Raw genomic sequence first — 14884 nt, 5'->3', positions numbered from 1 at the left:
TTCACGCTCACTGTTGCCAGTCACGTTGTGGCTGAAAAAGCTTTAGGGTGTTCCAGCAATTCACGAGATTTTTATCCCGCCGTGTGGACTTTGTATTTAACGGGATCCGCCCTGCTCAACCAGATGAGTCAGCTTCGCGATGTCATCAAGCCAGGATACGGAGCCTGATGATTTGCCGTTGACTCCTCTTGCAAGGGTGTTTCTCGGACGCAGCGTTGAACCGTTTGTCCCGACGCCTCCGCCGCGGCTCATGATTTCCATGACCTGCTTGCGGTGTTCGGAAATGCCTTCGCGTGAATCCTGCACAAACGGCATCACGTAGCAGTTGAAATACGTCACATCTGTTCCCGCTCCCGCTCCGTATAACACGCGTCCTGCAGGAACAAAGTTCAGGCCGACAAGTTCATGATAGAACTTCTCAAACCATTCCTTGCGTTTTTCTTCTGTTTTCTCAACAGATGCAAGACCTGTCGCATTCCGTTTGGCTATTTGTTCGTAATATACTTCAAGCGGTTTTTCTATAACGTCAAGAGAGCGGTGAATGACTCCTGATTCTACTTCTTCAGGCTTCTCAAGTGAAAGGCGGTACTCTTCTTCCACCTGTACATGCGCCATTTTTGCCTGCCAGTCTATATCTAAGATGTACCCGAGGCCTCTTGCCGGGAATTTCGGATCTTCTTTAATTGTCAGAACGACAAAATCGCCTTTGGATAGCGTCAGCTTTTCAGTGTCTTTAAATGTGTACCGGTCAAGCATGACTAAACGGGATACACCTTTGTGTGTAAGCTTCATATCTTCTGTAATCGGATGAACTTGGGGAAAAAGTGAAATATCGTGGTTAAGCTTGTCCACATCAAGTTTCAGATTTTCATTCAGTGCAACGGTCATTCAAACAACTCCCCTATTATCTTTGTACTTGATTTAATTTATCACACAGCCATCCGTTTATCAATATATAGTGTTTCTTTTTTGTTCGACAATACTATATATGGATAAAAAGTCAGTCTGTTGTAATTTTGTCAAATTGAAAACTTCATAATTGAGTGTGAAAAAAAGAGAATAAAGAAGATAGGAGATTGTAAATCACTTTTTTTGAAGTAATTTGTCGGTTGCAAATTTAAAAGAGAGCAGAAACCTAGAAAAATAAGGAACACATAGAAATAAATAGAAAAATAAAAATAAACGAAAGCGACTTATTTCAGCCGCTTATCGTTTATAATTCCACTCATCCGATTCATATTTTTCAGCTGCCAGTTTCATGGCTGCAGCCTGTTCTTTTTCAGTCAGTTTATACGGTTCGAGCTTAATGTTCAGCCCTTTTTCAAACCCTCTTATAAACGCCTCTTTTGCCTCTTCAATTGTTACTTTTGTTTCTCTGAGAGCATTCACTGCAACTGCTTTATTTTTAAAGTTCTTCTGCATTCGTTCTTTTACCCTGTCACTTGGGTACTTAAACAGGCTGAACAAAAGATCTTCATCAAGATCAAGCAGAATCGAGCCGTGCTGGAGAATCACGCCTTTTTGACGTGTCTGGGCACTGCCTGCCACTTTCCTTCCTTCAACGACAAGCTCATACCAGGATGGGGCATCAAAGCAAACCGCTGAACGCGGATTTTTAAGCCCCTGCTTCTCTTCCTCCGTTCTTGGCACAGCAAAATATGCATCTAGGCCAAGCTCTCTAAATCCCTGAAGAATTCCTTCTGAGATCACACGGTATGCTTCTGTAACGGTCTTCGGCATCTCAGGATGGTCTTCTGAAACAATGACACTGTATGTAAGTTCTTGATCATGCAGGACACCCCTGCCGCCGGTTGGCCTGCGCACAAAGCCGAGTCCGTTCCGTTTAACAGCTTCAAGATCAATTTCTTTTTCCGCTTTCTGAAAATAACCTACAGAGAGTGTCGCAGGGTTCCATCCGTAAAAACGGATTACAGGCGGAAAGTTCCCTTCGCTGTTCCACTCAAGCAGCACCTCATCTAGCGCCATATTGTAAGCAGGAGAGCAATTGCCCGAATCAATAAATCTCCAAATTTCTTTCTCCATGTTCATACCCCATTTTTCATGCTTAGGCTGTTTGTTAAATTCATTCCGCTATCATAGTCTATCAAAAAGAATTACCGGATGAAAATAAATAACTCTGATTCATGGATGACAATTTGACCCTGCTCTTATATAATTATATTTGTCCAATAAACAGAGGTTTACATGAACCAGCCCGCATAAAGGGTATAAAAAAGGAGTCGGGTCAGCTTGACAACATGGGTTTTCTTATTAATTTTAGTCGGCGCAATTGCAGCCTACACTATCTTCTCTTATTTTTACCAGCGTAAAATCATGAAAACATTAACGGAAGAGGAATTCCGTGCAGGATACAGAAAGGCTCAGCTTATCGATGTACGCGAGCCGAACGAATTTGAAGGCGGCCATATTCTTGGCGCAAGAAACATCCCAATGTCACAAATGAGACAGCGCCATAAAGAAATCCGCAAAGACCAGCCTGTTTATCTGTATTGCCAAAACACAGTAAGAAGCGGACGCACAGCTCAGATGCTTAAGAAAAAAGGCTATTCGGACCTTTACACATTAAAAGGCGGCTTTAAAGGCTGGAGCGGAAGAATTAAAACGAAAAAATAATAACAAAAGCGGAAGCGCTGTGATCAGATCCGATAGGCAGATAAGAATCCGGCAGAAAAGTCCGGGTTTGACTTTTTTGACGGATTTGTTCTGACAGAGGATTTAGGCGCTGGAGCTGGACGCAGATGACTTTATCAGGTTGTCCACATCACTGAACAATTTAACATTCTGTAAATAACCAAAAAGGATTCGCCACTTGGCGAATCCTTTTTCTTATTGCTTCTGATAACGGAGAATCGGCTTGCGTGCTGCCGTTGTCTCATCAAGACGTCCAACAACGGTTGTATGAGGAGCTTCCTGAACCATTTCAGGGTTTTCCTCTGCTTCCTTCGCAATTTGAAGCATGGCATCAATAAATGAATCAAGTGTTTCTTTTGACTCGGTTTCCGTCGGTTCAATCATGATGCACTCCTCAACATTGAGCGGGAAGTAGATCGTCGGCGGGTGGTAGCCGAAATCCAGAAGGCGCTTCGCGATATCAAGCGTGCGCACGCCAAGTTTTTTCTGACGTTTTCCTGATAAAACAAATTCATGCTTGCAGTGTCTGTCAAACGGCAGATCATATGCTTCTGAAAGTCTTCTCATCATGTAGTTTGCGTTTAAAACAGCATACTCTGTCACAGCTTTTAATCCGTCCGGACCCATTGTGCGGATATACGTATATGCACGCACATTGATTCCGAAGTTGCCGTAAAACGGCTTGACTCTTCCGATGGACTGCGGTCTGTCATAGTCAAATGCATATTTGTCATCACGTTTCACTAAAACAGGCTTCGGAAGGTACGGAATAAGATCTGCTTTTACACCGACAGGACCTGAACCCGGTCCTCCCCCGCCATGCGGCCCGGTGAAGGTTTTATGGAGATTTAAGTGAACGACGTCAAATCCCATATCTCCGGGACGGGCCTTGCTTAGTACGGCGTTCAGGTTGGCTCCGTCATAGTACAGCTTGCCGCCTGCATCATGCACGATCTTTGCCATGTCCAGAATATTTTCCTCGAAAAGACCCAGCGTATTCGGATTTGTCAGCATCAGCGCAGCGGTATCATCTCCTACCACACGCTTCAGATCTTCAAGATCGACGAGTCCGTGTTCGTTTGATTTTACAGTAATCGTTTCAAAACCCGCCACTGTGGCAGATGCAGGATTGGTTCCGTGGGCAGAATCAGGTACGATGACCTTTGTGCGTCCGGTGTCGCCGTTTGCTTCGTGATAGGCACGGATCATCATAAGTCCGGTCCACTCTCCGTGAGCACCTGCTGCCGGCTGAAGCGTGACTTCATCCATTCCTGTAATTTCTACAAGATGCTCCTGCAGGTCATACATCAGCTCAAGGGCTCCCTGTACGGTGCTTTCATCCTGAAGCGGATGAATATGGGCAAGCCCTGCCATGCGGGCAACATTTTCATTTATCTTCGGGTTATACTTCATCGTGCATGAACCAAGCGGATAAAAGCCTGAGTCCACTCCATGATTGCGCTTTGAAAGAGCTGTATAGTGCCTCATGATATCAAGCTCTGATACCTCCGGCAGTTCAGCTTCCTCTGTGCGGAGATAGTCAGCGGGAATGAGTTCATCTGCTGATCGTTCTGGAATATCCATTTCAGGCAGGCTGTAGCCTGTTCTGCCAGGCTTAGTCAGTTCAAAAATCAATGGCTGATTCTCGTTATTCATGTCCATCCCCCAATTCCAAAACAAGTTGATCAATTTCTTCTTTGGTGCGAAGTTCAGTTACAGCAATAAGCATGTGATTTTCAAGTTCCGGATACACGCGTCCAAGATCGAAGCCTCCGATGATGCCCTTTTCAATCAGGCGGGCATTCACTTCTTTCACGGGCTTAGTTAATTTAACGGCAAACTCATTAAAGATCGGTCCGTCAAACGGCACGTCGAATCCTTTTTCCTTTAATGCTTTTTTGGCATAGTTTGCTTTTTGGATATTCTGAAGAGCCATTTCTTTGACTCCTTTTCTTCCGAGCGCTGTCATGGCAACAGATGCTGCAAGTGCATTCAAAGCCTGATTTGAGCAAATGTTTGATGTCGCTTTATCACGTCTGATATGCTGCTCGCGCGCCTGAAGCGTCAGAACAAAGCCTCTGCGTCCCTGGTCGTCCTTTGTCTGTCCGACAAGACGGCCGGGCACTTTGCGGATCAGTTTCTGCGTGACAGCAAAATAGCCGCAGTGCGGGCCTCCAAATGCCGTTGGAATCCCGAACGGCTGGGCGTCTCCAGCAACAATGTCGGCACCGAATGCACCCGGTGGTGTCAATGCTCCAAGTGCAAGCGGGTTGGAAGAGACGATAAACATGCTTTTGCCTGTATGGGCAATCGGCTCAATGTCCTTAAGAGGTTCAATCTGGCCGAAAAAGTTAGGATACTGAACAACAACTGCCGCCACATCATCAGACATTTCTGCTTTCAAAGCATCAAGGTCCGTCACGCCGTTTTTGACAGGCACTTCTACAACCTCAATGTACTGTCCTTTAGCATACGTTTTCAGCACATCTCTGCTTTCAGGATGAACGGCTCCTGACACAATGACCTTCTTCTTTTTCGTCTGTCCGCAGGCAAGCATAGCCGCTTCAGCAAGTGACGTTCCGCCATCGTACATAGAAGAGTTGGCTGCATCCATGCCGGTAAGCTCTGCGATCATCGTCTGAAATTCGAAGATAGCCTGCAGCTCGCCCTGTGAGATCTCAGGCTGATATGGCGTGTAGGCCGTATAAAATTCTGATCTTGAAATCACATGATCCACAATGATCGGCATGTAGTGGTCATAAACACCAGCTCCAAGGAAAGATGCGTTGCTTCTTAAATCTTTATTTTTAGCAGCAAGCGCGCTCATCTCTTTCATTAGCTCTGTTTCGGATTTCGCTTTCTTGATGCTGTATTCGCCCTTAAATCGCACGCTTTCAGGAATGTCTTGAAAAAGCTCATCAATCGATGCTACTCCGACAGCTTGAAGCATCTCCTGCTGATCTTGCTCTGTCATCGGCAAGTAACGATGTTTCATGGATGTATTCCCCTTTCAACCCGGTTTATTTTTTTGGTCGTTTATAAAAAGGCGTCTGCACGACAACTGCTTTTAAGCGTTTCTTTCGTACTTGAACAAACACTTCAGTGCCGGGCTCAGCAAATTCTTTCTTAAGCAGTGCCCACCCGATATTCTTTTTAAGTGTAGGAGACTGTGTGCCGGTTGTAATTTCCCCGATCTGTTCTTCTCCTGCGAACACCTCATAGCCGTATCGCGGTATGCCTTTATCGATCATTTCAATTCCGGCAAGCTTTCGGTCCGGTCCGTTTTCCTTTTGTTCCTTTAATACTGCTTTGCCGTTGAAATCACTTTCCTTGTTCGGTTTCACCGCAAACCCGATGCCTGCTTCTATCGGTGTAATGTCTTTGGAAAGTTCCTGGCCGTAAAGCGGCAGGTTCGCTTCAAAGCGAAGCGTGTCACGGGCGCCGAGTCCGCATGGCAGAAGACCATCTTCTTTTCCGGCTTCCAAAATCGCCTTCCAAAGCTTAGGTGCTTCAGACGCGGCGCAGTAAATCTCAAAACCATCTTCACCTGTATAGCCTGTTCTTGACACAAGAGCATCAGCTCCTGCAATTTTTACGTTATCTTTGAATTTAAAAAACCTGATTTCACTTAAATTTGTATCCGTGAGTTTTTGAAGGATTGACTCAGCAAGCGGTCCCTGGATAGCGAGCTGGGCAACATCTGACGATACATTCTGCAGTTCCGTGTCCCCGAACAGCTGGGAATTCAGCCACTCAAAATCCTTTTCAATGTTGGATGCATTCACTACAAGTAGATAATGCGCATCTGATTTTTTATAGATTAATAAGTCATCCACCGTTCCGCCGTCTTCATAGCACATAGCGGTATACTGTGCTCCTCCGTCTTTCAAAAGAGCAACATCGTTTGTCATTGTTTTTTGAAGAAACGCAAGGCTGCCTGTGCCTGTTACTTCAATTTCCCCCATGTGGGATACATCGAACAAGCCTGCTCTTTCGCGAACAGCTTCATGTTCTTCTTTAATAGAAGAAAACTGCACTGGCAAGTCCCAGCCGCCGAAATCAATCGTTTTTGCACCCTGCTCTTTGTATAAGTCAAAAAGCGGTGTCCGCTTTAAATCCGCCATCTCATCGCCTCCCGGTATGATCCTCTTTTTTTCATCAAAAAAAGGACAGAGAACTCCCTTTAATGGAAGTCTCTGTCCCTGCACCTGAAAGTTTACCCGGCCAATAAAATGGCCGAGCTTTCCCCTTTGGTGGTCTGCCGCTTTCACAAACTCTCTCCAGAGTTGCGTCAAGCAAGAGTTCTTTTGCCTGAGAGATTCACATCAGTTTGCTCCTTCGGCGCTGCATGCGTATGCTGCAGTCTCTCCCCTTGCTCTCATCCGCTCATATTTTTTCATTAATTGGTGATACTGATAAGTAGACATTTTAGACATTATGACATTTTTGACATAAGAAGCCCGCTGACTGAAAACTGAGTAAGTTAGCAACTTTCTTACTTATTAACATCCTACCATTAAGGTCTTTATTCATCAATCACTTTTTTCACAAATGTTTCGTTTAAAACACATTGGAATGTTCGTGTTTTACTGTCATTTCATCTAATCCATCGTGATAACCTGCTATTTTACCACTTAACGTGAACAATAGAGATAGATCTATTCTTTTTTGAAAGGGCTGTCAATCATGAACGTAAAACTGAAATTTGACTCCGCGTGGCAAGATGCTTTTCTTAAAAAACTTGATGATGACGGCCCATGGGCCAGCTGGGAGAATTACAAATTGGCATGCGCCGTGCAAAAGCACCTGATTGTTCCATCCTTTGAAGGGCTTCAGGCTCCAAATCACCTGACAGACTTCACTCCTCTTCCCCATCAATTGGAGGTCGCGAGGCAAGTGGTGGAAAACATGAACGGAAAGGCTATTCTTGCAGATGAAGTGGGCCTTGGAAAAACGATTGAAGCAGGACTTATCGTCAAGGAATATATGATTCGGGGACTGGCTAAGAAAATTCTCATTCTTGTTCCGGCCTCTCTTGTCTCCCAGTGGGCAAAAGAGCTTCATGAAAAGTTCTATATTCCAGCCGTTGAGCAAAAGAAAAGCTACGTATGGGAAGCCTGCGATGTCGTCGTTTCTTCTATTGATACGGCTAAAAGAAGCCCTCACCGGGAAATTGTTCTAAACCAGCAGTACGACCTGGTCATCATCGATGAAGCTCATAAACTGAAAAACAGCAAAACAAAAAACTATGAATTTGTTCAGAGCCTGAAAAAGAAATACTGCCTGCTTCTTACTGCAACGCCCATTCAAAACCGCGTAGAAGAGATCTTTAATCTTGTCTCTCTGCTGAAGCCCGGTCATTTAGGCAACGAAGCTTACTTTTCAGAAGTATTTTCTGCCAAGAACCGCTCTTTGGAACACCATGAGCATCTTCAGGAACTCGTGAACAAAGTCATGATCCGAAACCGCAGGGGAGATACGGGCATTGAATGGCCTAAACGGCATGTTGAAACCGTTCCGATTGAACTGTCTGAAAGTGAGCGCCAGCTGTATACGGCTATCTCACGTCTCAAAACATTCGGCGCCTCTTCAGCCAGCACGTTTTCAATCATGACGCTGCAAAGAGAGGCATGCTCAAGCAGGGAAGCAGTCTACATGACGCTGAAAAAAATGGCGGAGCGTCCTGAAGGTGAAGCATCCCCTCTTCCAGACTCTGCCATTGAAGAACTGATGAACTGCATTAATGAAGTTGACGGAAATTCCAAAGCACAGCGGACCGTTGAACTGATTCAGCAAATCAACGACAAAGTCATCATTTTCACAGAATACAGGGCCACCCAGTTTTATCTTCAATGGTTCCTTCAGCAGCACGGCATTTCATCTGTTCCATTCAGGGGAGGATTCAAGAGAGGCAAAAAAGACTGGATGAAAGACCTTTTCAAAAACCGTGTTCAAGTCTTGATTGCGACAGAGGCTGGCGGGGAAGGAATCAACCTGCAGTTCTGCAATCACATCATCAACTATGATCTTCCCTGGAATCCAATGCGGCTTGAACAGCGGATTGGACGGATTCACCGTCTCGGGCAGGAAAAAGATGTCCACATTTATAATATGGCTACAAAAAACACCGTTGAAGAGCACATTCTGAAACTTCTCTATGAAAAAATCAACCTGTTTGAAAAGGTCATCGGCGAGCTTGATGAAATTCTGACAAAACTGGAGATATCCAATTTCGAAGATCACCTGCAGGACATCCTGTTCAAATCAAAAAGCGATGGAGAAATGAAAATTAAGATGGAAAACCTGACATCCATCCTGCATTCTGCAGAACAGGAACACACAAAACAGAGAATGGAGGGATAAACGATGCAGCAGCAGCAGATCAGCGAGTTCCTTGAAACCTTTTTCACGGCCAATTCATGCGACATTACAGAAAAACAGCCTGGCTATATGACGATCCAGCTGACGGTGGACATGGATAAAGAATTGATGAACAGGCCGTTTTACTGGACATATCTTGAGAAAACAGGCGGCGTGCCAAATCCGATGCAGCTGACTTTAATAACAGATGCCAAACGGGCCCCAGCTGATTTGAAAGGGGAAATCATGCACTTCGGAGCACCAAGACTGCACCAGATTTTCCGGACTGCCCAAAAATTCGGAGGCCATATCCGCCTATATGAAAACCCGCCAAACACAGGAAGCTCCCAGTCCCTGCATCCATGGCTCGGTGTGAATGTCATGGTATCCTATCAGAGCGACAAGAAAAAAGATCATCTCTATTCAATCGGACTTCACCTGATCAGCGGAGCAATCATAGAAGATTTTCAAGATCATCTGGAAAACATGGCCCTTACTCCGAGAATTCCTGATTTGTGTTTTACAACATCGCCAATGATCAAAGTACAAAGCGGCCTTGTTCGGATTCAGAATTATATACAAGCTAAATTTGAACAGGACGACCACTCCTGGGCAGATGATGCAAGACAGCGCTGGAATTCGGACATGATGCTGTTAAGCCACTTTTACGAAGATATTGAAGTAAAGCCGGAATCTTACCATCTTGAAAAAGAAGCCTTGAAAGAGCTGTATGATCCTCACATTCATGTCTCGATTACAAACGGCGGTTTATTCTACTTATCCCGGACTGCCCTCGCTTAATGTCAAAATTTACGCAAAAAATGATTTTAGTGTCAGAAAATCATTTTTTGCCTTTTTATTTTTGCCGAAGAATGGCTGTCGAAGAAAACAGGTGAATCAAGCCAAAATACCTACACAAAAGGAATATACTTCTAATTATTAGTATTTTTTTGAAAAAAATGAAAATATTTTTTTCTATCGACATATTTCAGCACAATCAGTGAAAATGTAATTTTATAATAGTAGTAAATTAGATAGACAGCAAGAAGTGACAAAAGAAATACTTTGTTATTGATGCAGTGTCAGAATTGCACATAATCAGACAAAGGCAAACCTGCTGAAAAGCCGGGACGCAAAGTCACAGGTCTACGGTTCTCCGGAGCTATGATGGCTGGACTGCCTGAAATACTATCGCGTATTTTAGGAGGAGTTACAATGGAAGTGTTAATGCAGGATGTTCAAATGCTGGATCAGGAATGGAAAGAGTTAATTCTGTCAGCCTTGGAAATGGGAATCAGCAAAGAAGAAATCAGAGAGTTTTTGAAAACGCAAACAGTTAAAAGTTGACAATCTCCTGCATGACGTAATTTTTTTTCGTAAATTCGTTCTATATATATAACAACCCCTTCGCTATATGCTATAATACCTCTGGGAAGGTGATTATATGATTGGTGAACGCATACGAAAATACCGCAAAGAGCGGGGACTGTCACTATCAGAGCTTGCCGATCGGGCCGGAGTTGCCAAATCATATTTAAGCTCAATCGAACGGAACCTGCAGTCAAATCCTTCTGTTCAATTTCTTGAAAAGGTCTCTACTGTTCTCGGGGTCTCGATGAATACACTTATTCTTGAGGAGCAGAACACGAAACAGGCTAACCTTGATCATGATTGGGCAAACCTGGTCAAAGAGGCAATGGATTCAGGTGTTACCAAGGATCAGTTCAGAGAGTTTCTGGAATTCAACCGCTGGAAAATGAATCAGGAAAAATAACAGCACCATACAAAAGGTCTTTTGGTCCCTTTTGTATGGTGCTGTTTTCATGCAGCTATCCTTTTCTGTCAAATCCGTAAGTTGCGGCCCTTATTGGCTGATAGGCTGACAGCGGTATTTTCTTTACAGCGTGAACAGCCTGTATCGCTTTATGGGAGGTAATATCATTCGAGCAGACAGGACAAATCCACTGGTTTGTTTTGCTGCTGCTGAAAGATGGCTGATAGCACTGACTGCAAAGTTTTTTATACATCGCTTTTCCCCTTTTCATCCAATCAGCAGCCGAATCCAGTGCAAATGAGCCAAAAGAACAGCCGAATACAGAAATGCAGCGGCAATTGAAAGGACTTTAATTGTCGGTGATGACGGTACACGCCCCGTGAATACAAACAAAAGCAGAAATAATGAGAATGACAGCTTAGTACATGTAAATACCGCAGGATGCATCTCATACAGAATCCTCATAACAGGATTGGCTTCTGTAATCAGCTCAAAGTGCAGACCGGCAAGGGTCAATGCTGCGTCCATACTGTTTAAAGCTGCTAACATCAAAAAGAGGGCCTTCAACACATTTCCGCCTTTATTCTTAATAAAGAACAAAAAAGCAAACTTAATTCGTCTACTAAAAGTATATACCTCTTCAGCGAATAAAAACAGGGTCAAATTCCGCTATATTTCTTTTTAAAGAACGTTTACCGCCGGTTCCCTCCAAATATCTTCAACAATCTTACTATATTGTAACATTATAAAGAACGTCCAATACAACGCTATATTCTTTATAGAAAACAAAAAAGCCTGTGTCTGCAGGCTCCCTCTTTCTCAATCTCCTCCGCCGCCACCGCCGCCGCAGTCTCCCCCGCCTGAATCCCCTCCGCCGAAGAATCCTGAATCAGAATGACAGTCTCTGCCGTTGTCTGAACCCGTATACGTAAAACCAGAGGAGTCCCTGCGTCTGCTTCTTTTTCTGCTGTCACCAGCAATCCCCATCACTGCCAAAATTCCGACAAATACAATAACCATAATAAATTCCATTTCGAATCCCCCTTTGAATAGCAGCATGATTTTTGGAAAAAATAACTAACAAGGACGGTGAATATCATGAGGAAAACCATATTGCTTTTGCTGCTTCTCCTTATATACGGTTTGCAGCCGGCTTTGGTTTCACAATCAGCAAATGTTTATGCGGAAAAGCATACAGACTGGAAAAACGTAGCGGTTAAAGAAACGAAAAAACGTTATCCGCTCTCACAAGTACTGTTTGCCCAGAAGATCTGGGACAACACCAAGAAGAATCAGACGGTCAAACAATACAAGGTGACATTGCGCGAGGGAATGAAAGACATCGGGGTGTTTGTCACCATCTCTTACGATGCAAAAACAGAAAAAATCAAAAAGATACAGGTTCTGGAAGAAGCGGATTAAGCAGATGAAGAACATGAAAGAAGGTACCTCTCTATGAGGTACCTTCTTTCTATTTTCTCTTTTTTAAGAAAAACATAAAAGCAAAGGGAAGGATGCCGAACCACCTGCTTGCAAACGGCGACTTCTCCGTTTTCCGCATTGTTTTTAGTGCCTTCCGCTCTTCTTTTGGAGTATCCATATATCTGACCAGCTGCTGAGTCATATATTTCACATAATCATTCGTAGACACTGCAAACACACCTCATACGCACTTTTTAGCTAGTATGCCGCGTTTCCAGCTCTTTTATACGTTCAATCAATTCATCTGCCAGCTGTTCTATGGTTTTTCCCTCTGTTTTGATTTTTATTGTACAGTCCTCATAAGCATTTATGCGCGACTCATACAGGGATGAAAGCTCTTCTTTTGAAGCCTTTGAGGCAAGCGGGCGGTTTTCATCCTGCTGCACCCGTTCAAAAATGACATCAAGATCGGTTTGAAGGAAAATCACAATGCCGTTCTCTTTCATATTGTCCCTGTTCACTTTTCGCACAGGCAGCCCGCCGCCTGTCGTGATTACAGCATTTTCTGTAGGCGCACGCTCAATCATCTGCGTTTCAAGTGAACGGAACACCTCTTCCCCGTCTTCTTTAAAGATGTCTTTGATCTGCTTCCCTGCTGCACGTTCAATCATTTGATCAGTATCTAATACAGGGTATCCGAGTTTTTCGGCAAGCACCTTGCCTACAGTCGTTTTACCGGTCCCCATAAATCCCGTGATAAAAATTGGCTTCACTGCTGTTCACTCCGCTTGTTTTTCCATTACCTTACCACAGAATCAGTATGCAGGGAACTGCTCTTCACTTATATCAGTAGACCGTCCAATCAGTCATTACTCCTGAATTCAGATTGTACGTATATTTTGCTGATGAAAAATGGCCCGTATTCAGTTTTGCAGCAAGTGATACCAGCAATTCGCCTTCACCTTTTTCAGCAGCCGTATAAGTGATGGAACCATCGTCCGTCTTTATTTCATAGTGGTTTATCCCTTCTTGATCCGCAATGGACTGCATGGAATGCTGAACACCGCAAAGGAGCAGATTCTCAAGAATCATTGAACGCTCTCTCTCGCTGTAAAACTTTTTTTCAGCTGTGAACACGGCTGTCTGGTGAAGAAGAATCAGTAAGATAAAGAACGCGATCATTGAAACAGACGGCAGGATAAATCCTTTTTCATTTCTCATCCTGATCGCTTCAATCCTAAAAAGCTTCTGAATGTGCACCTGTAGGTTTTGCCTGAAGTACTGACAACTGTGAGCAGCGCTCCGCCTTCAATTTGGGTAAAATGCATATCCTTCACATGTCTCAAGCAAATAATGTGGCCGGTGTTATTCACCTGTCTCCGAATCATCGTTCCGTACTTTTCAAATTCAATGCTTCTTCCCGTTTTTGAGGTAAATGAAAGCTTTTGGTCCTGGACTTTGAAGCCGGTGCCTTCTCTGAACTCAATGGCAGCCTGCTGCTGAAAGATCTCCCATTCCAGCGGATTTATGTCCCGTTTATCTTCCGACACTCTGTAAAGATGGGGAATGAGCAGAGCTGACGATGCTGTAATCACAGCGAATATACTGAAAGAAAACAGCATATTCAAGAATGTGAAACCGCTATGGGCTGAAAGAATAGAGGCATTCCACTTCGAGCGTGCCTTTGAAGCTCCACTCAATGCATGCTTTTTCAAGCTCTCCGGAAACACTCCAGCTGATATCCTTTCCTTCTTCATTTTGTTCTCCTTCCTTATACGCGCGCTTTTCAATGATTGTCTGCAATTCAGTGACAGCTTCATGTTTAAGCCGCGTTTTTTCCCGTTCCTGACTGATATACATAGAGGCAGGGAGCAAAATCAGCGAAATCATAGACCAGATGCTAAAAGCCATAACCGTCTCAGCCAATGTAGTGCCTCTATTGTTCCTCAACACCCATCCTCCCCATCCCCATGTAAAAAATCATATTGTATCTTTTTTTACGGTACTGCACGACAATCGTGCCGCTTTCAGAGAGCCTCCCGTCAGGAGTAAACTGAACCCTCGCTTCCATAGTGGAAGGTGTTAGAAGAATAGCCGAATCATAAGAAACGGTATAGAGCCTATCCTTGGAAATTCCGCCTTCTGTACCTATATACCTGTGGTTAGCAGGGTCAAATAACAGGACAATCGTTTTTTTATTTGAAATGGCATACTGCTGGGCATATAAAAGATCCTGTTCAAGCGCCTTGAAGAAAAGCTGAGCAGGCTTTTGACTTTGAAATGGCTGAAGGATGAAAACAGCGGTCCCTGTCATCACAGTAACGATGCTGATTACGATGACTGTTTCCATAAGCGTAAACCCTTTATTCGACTGCAGGCGCCTCACCGACTTTGCCCTCAGCATCAATGGTAAGCGCCGTGCCATTAGGACATGCAGGTGCTTCTTCAAGGTACCCTGCCGTCACAAGTGCTTCGATCGTCGCAGTCTTTTTCGTTTCAATCTGATAGGCGGAGGCTTGGGCCTGAACCGTGTTTTTCAGTCCTTCACACCCTTTGCTCTGGATGTTTGCATGATGTTTTGTAATATTGGGAATGGTGATCAAAAGCAATACGGATATGACAAGAAGGACAATAAGCATTTCAATCAGTGTAAACCCCTTTTCATTTTTAACCATA

At 44.0% G+C, this 14884-nt stretch carries 20 protein-coding genes, 1 pseudogene and 2 riboswitches; of the genes and pseudogenes, 6 read left to right on the top strand and 15 right to left on the bottom strand.

The window, feature by feature from the left end; all coding sequences use genetic code 11:
* Nucleotides 1-99: 99 nt before the first annotated feature.
* Nucleotides 100-888 (bottom strand): annotated as a pseudogene (locus tag MHB63_15850) (ribonucleotide reductase N-terminal alpha domain-containing protein).
* 318 nt (nucleotides 889-1206) lie between these two features.
* Nucleotides 1207-2043, bottom strand: a complete 837-nt coding sequence (locus tag MHB63_15845; protein MEK3807994.1) for a biotin/lipoate A/B protein ligase family protein — start codon at nucleotides 2041-2043, stop codon at nucleotides 1207-1209.
* Nucleotides 2044-2274: 231 nt separating this feature from the next.
* Between MHB63_15845 and MHB63_15840 the strand changes: the two genes are divergently transcribed.
* Nucleotides 2275-2634 carry a rhodanese-like domain-containing protein gene (locus MHB63_15840; GenBank protein ID MEK3807993.1) on the top strand — a complete coding sequence of 120 codons (360 nt, stop codon included), beginning with the start codon at nucleotides 2275-2277 and terminating at the stop codon, nucleotides 2632-2634.
* A gap of 213 nt (nucleotides 2635-2847) precedes the next feature.
* On the opposite strand, the gene gcvPB is transcribed toward MHB63_15840, so the two are convergent.
* The 3 genes from gcvPB to gcvT are packed head-to-tail and all read right to left on the bottom strand — an operon-like array spanning nucleotide 2848 to nucleotide 6776.
* On the bottom strand, nucleotides 2848-4308 hold the full coding sequence (gcvPB, locus tag MHB63_15835; GenBank protein ID MEK3807992.1) for an aminomethyl-transferring glycine dehydrogenase subunit GcvPB: 1461 nt from the start codon (nucleotides 4306-4308) through the stop codon (nucleotides 2848-2850).
* Nucleotides 4301-5647, bottom strand: coding sequence for an aminomethyl-transferring glycine dehydrogenase subunit GcvPA (gene gcvPA / locus MHB63_15830; GenBank protein MEK3807991.1), 1347 nt, complete (start codon nucleotides 5645-5647; stop codon nucleotides 4301-4303). Before gcvPA ends, gcvPB begins: the two co-directional genes overlap by 8 nt.
* A 25-nt stretch (nucleotides 5648-5672) precedes the next feature.
* Nucleotides 5673-6776 carry a glycine cleavage system aminomethyltransferase GcvT gene (gene gcvT, locus MHB63_15825; GenBank protein ID MEK3807990.1) on the bottom strand — a complete coding sequence of 368 codons (1104 nt, stop codon included), beginning with the start codon at nucleotides 6774-6776 and terminating at the stop codon, nucleotides 5673-5675.
* 165 nt (nucleotides 6777-6941) lie between these two features.
* A riboswitch (glycine riboswitch) is annotated at nucleotides 6942-7034 on the bottom strand.
* 304 nt (nucleotides 7035-7338) lie between these two features.
* Between gcvT and MHB63_15820 the strand changes: the two genes are divergently transcribed.
* The 4 genes from MHB63_15820 (at nucleotide 7339) to MHB63_15805 (ending at nucleotide 10786) form a co-directional block, all read left to right on the top strand.
* Complete coding sequence (locus MHB63_15820) at nucleotides 7339-9015, top strand: SNF2-related protein (protein MEK3807989.1); 1677 nt, start codon at nucleotides 7339-7341, stop codon at nucleotides 9013-9015.
* Nucleotides 9016-9018: 3 nt separating this feature from the next.
* Nucleotides 9019-9813 (top strand): YqhG family protein, encoded by a 795-nt coding sequence (locus tag MHB63_15815; protein ID MEK3807988.1) that lies wholly within the window; start codon nucleotides 9019-9021, stop codon nucleotides 9811-9813.
* A 296-nt stretch (nucleotides 9814-10109) separates the two neighbouring features.
* Nucleotides 10110-10196, top strand: a riboswitch (cyclic di-GMP riboswitch).
* A gap of 31 nt (nucleotides 10197-10227) precedes the next feature.
* Entirely contained in the window at nucleotides 10228-10359 is a 132-nt protein-coding gene (locus MHB63_15810) for an anti-repressor SinI family protein (protein ID MEK3807987.1), read from the top strand.
* A 97-nt stretch (nucleotides 10360-10456) separates the two neighbouring features.
* Nucleotides 10457-10786, top strand: a complete 330-nt coding sequence (locus MHB63_15805) for a helix-turn-helix domain-containing protein (protein ID MEK3807986.1) — start codon at nucleotides 10457-10459, stop codon at nucleotides 10784-10786.
* Between the two features lie 55 nt (nucleotides 10787-10841).
* On the opposite strand, the gene MHB63_15800 is transcribed toward MHB63_15805, so the two are convergent.
* The 3 genes from MHB63_15800 to MHB63_15790 all read right to left on the bottom strand — a co-directional run bounded on the left by MHB63_15800 (nucleotide 10842) and on the right by MHB63_15790 (nucleotide 11818).
* Nucleotides 10842-11039: a hypothetical protein gene (locus MHB63_15800; protein MEK3807985.1), complete on the bottom strand. Its 198-nt coding sequence runs from the start codon at nucleotides 11037-11039 to the stop codon at nucleotides 10842-10844.
* A gap of 14 nt (nucleotides 11040-11053) precedes the next feature.
* The gene (locus MHB63_15795) at nucleotides 11054-11335 is read right to left on the bottom strand and encodes a DUF5658 family protein (GenBank protein ID MEK3807984.1); all 282 of its coding nucleotides are present in this window, start codon (nucleotides 11333-11335) and stop codon (nucleotides 11054-11056) included.
* A 270-nt stretch (nucleotides 11336-11605) separates the two neighbouring features.
* Nucleotides 11606-11818: a hypothetical protein gene (locus tag MHB63_15790; GenBank protein ID MEK3807983.1), complete on the bottom strand. Its 213-nt coding sequence runs from the start codon at nucleotides 11816-11818 to the stop codon at nucleotides 11606-11608.
* Nucleotides 11819-11884: 66 nt separating this feature from the next.
* On the opposite strand from MHB63_15790, the gene MHB63_15785 reads away from it, so the two are divergent.
* On the top strand, nucleotides 11885-12208 hold the full coding sequence (locus MHB63_15785; GenBank protein ID MEK3807982.1) for a DUF3889 domain-containing protein: 324 nt from the start codon (nucleotides 11885-11887) through the stop codon (nucleotides 12206-12208).
* Between the two features lie 49 nt (nucleotides 12209-12257).
* Here the strand turns inward: MHB63_15785 and MHB63_15780 are convergent, their stop codons facing one another.
* From MHB63_15780 to comGC, 7 genes are all read right to left on the bottom strand, one after another.
* Nucleotides 12258-12437, bottom strand: coding sequence for a YqzE family protein (locus tag MHB63_15780; protein ID MEK3807981.1), 180 nt, complete (start codon nucleotides 12435-12437; stop codon nucleotides 12258-12260).
* 25 nt (nucleotides 12438-12462) lie between these two features.
* The gene (locus MHB63_15775) at nucleotides 12463-12981 is read right to left on the bottom strand and encodes a shikimate kinase (GenBank protein MEK3807980.1); all 519 of its coding nucleotides are present in this window, start codon (nucleotides 12979-12981) and stop codon (nucleotides 12463-12465) included.
* A 73-nt stretch (nucleotides 12982-13054) separates the two neighbouring features.
* Nucleotides 13055-13429 carry a competence type IV pilus minor pilin ComGG gene (gene comGG / locus MHB63_15770; GenBank protein MEK3807979.1) on the bottom strand — a complete coding sequence of 125 codons (375 nt, stop codon included), beginning with the start codon at nucleotides 13427-13429 and terminating at the stop codon, nucleotides 13055-13057.
* Nucleotides 13426-13965, bottom strand: a complete 540-nt coding sequence (gene comGF, locus MHB63_15765; GenBank protein MEK3807978.1) for a competence type IV pilus minor pilin ComGF — start codon at nucleotides 13963-13965, stop codon at nucleotides 13426-13428. The genes comGG and comGF overlap by 4 nt, the downstream gene beginning before the upstream one ends.
* Nucleotides 13850-14158: a hypothetical protein gene (locus MHB63_15760; GenBank protein ID MEK3807977.1), complete on the bottom strand. Its 309-nt coding sequence runs from the start codon at nucleotides 14156-14158 to the stop codon at nucleotides 13850-13852. The genes comGF and MHB63_15760 overlap by 116 nt, the downstream gene beginning before the upstream one ends.
* Nucleotides 14145-14612, bottom strand: a complete 468-nt coding sequence (comGD, locus tag MHB63_15755; protein ID MEK3807976.1) for a competence type IV pilus minor pilin ComGD — start codon at nucleotides 14610-14612, stop codon at nucleotides 14145-14147. The genes MHB63_15760 and comGD overlap by 14 nt, the downstream gene beginning before the upstream one ends.
* A complete protein-coding gene (gene comGC / locus MHB63_15750) occupies nucleotides 14572-14883 on the bottom strand; it encodes a competence type IV pilus major pilin ComGC (protein MEK3807975.1) in 312 nt (103 codons plus the stop codon). Before comGC ends, comGD begins: the two co-directional genes overlap by 41 nt.
* Nucleotide 14884 lies beyond the last annotated feature (1 nt).

The sequence above is a fragment of the Bacillus sp. FSL H8-0547 genome (assembly GCA_038002745.1).
Lineage (GTDB): Bacteria > Bacillota > Bacilli > Bacillales > Bacillaceae > Bacillus_P.
Note: the sequence above shows the minus strand (reverse complement) of the source record. Positions and strands in the feature narration are given on the sequence as shown.

Bases quoted from the DNA above. Each gene is read 5' to 3' on its own strand.
- MHB63_15845 (MEK3807994.1), bottom strand. From the start codon at position 2,043: ATGGAGAAAGAAATTTGGAGATTTATTGATTCGGGCAATTGCTCTCCT.
- gcvPB (MEK3807992.1), bottom strand. From the start codon at position 4,308: ATGAATAACGAGAATCAGCCATTGATTTTTGAACTGACTAAGCCTGGC.
- gcvPA (MEK3807991.1), bottom strand. From the start codon at position 5,647: ATGAAACATCGTTACTTGCCGATGACAGAGCAAGATCAGCAGGAGATG.
- gcvT (MEK3807990.1), bottom strand. From the start codon at position 6,776: ATGGCGGATTTAAAGCGGACACCGCTTTTTGACTTATACAAAGAGCAG.
- MHB63_15820 (MEK3807989.1), top strand. From the start codon at position 7,339: ATGAACGTAAAACTGAAATTTGACTCCGCGTGGCAAGATGCTTTTCTT.
- MHB63_15815 (MEK3807988.1), top strand. From the start codon at position 9,019: ATGCAGCAGCAGCAGATCAGCGAGTTCCTTGAAACCTTTTTCACGGCC.
- MHB63_15810 (MEK3807987.1), top strand. From the start codon at position 10,228: ATGGAAGTGTTAATGCAGGATGTTCAAATGCTGGATCAGGAATGGAAA.
- MHB63_15805 (MEK3807986.1), top strand. From the start codon at position 10,457: ATGATTGGTGAACGCATACGAAAATACCGCAAAGAGCGGGGACTGTCA.
- MHB63_15800 (MEK3807985.1), bottom strand. From the start codon at position 11,039: ATGTATAAAAAACTTTGCAGTCAGTGCTATCAGCCATCTTTCAGCAGC.
- MHB63_15795 (MEK3807984.1), bottom strand. From the start codon at position 11,335: ATGTTAGCAGCTTTAAACAGTATGGACGCAGCATTGACCCTTGCCGGT.
- MHB63_15790 (MEK3807983.1), bottom strand. From the start codon at position 11,818: ATGGAATTTATTATGGTTATTGTATTTGTCGGAATTTTGGCAGTGATG.
- MHB63_15785 (MEK3807982.1), top strand. From the start codon at position 11,885: ATGAGGAAAACCATATTGCTTTTGCTGCTTCTCCTTATATACGGTTTG.
- comGG (MEK3807979.1), bottom strand. From the start codon at position 13,429: ATGAGAAATGAAAAAGGATTTATCCTGCCGTCTGTTTCAATGATCGCG.
- comGF (MEK3807978.1), bottom strand. From the start codon at position 13,965: ATGAAGAAGGAAAGGATATCAGCTGGAGTGTTTCCGGAGAGCTTGAAA.
- comGD (MEK3807976.1), bottom strand. From the start codon at position 14,612: ATGCTGAGGGCAAAGTCGGTGAGGCGCCTGCAGTCGAATAAAGGGTTT.
- comGC (MEK3807975.1), bottom strand. From the start codon at position 14,883: ATGGTTAAAAATGAAAAGGGGTTTACACTGATTGAAATGCTTATTGTC.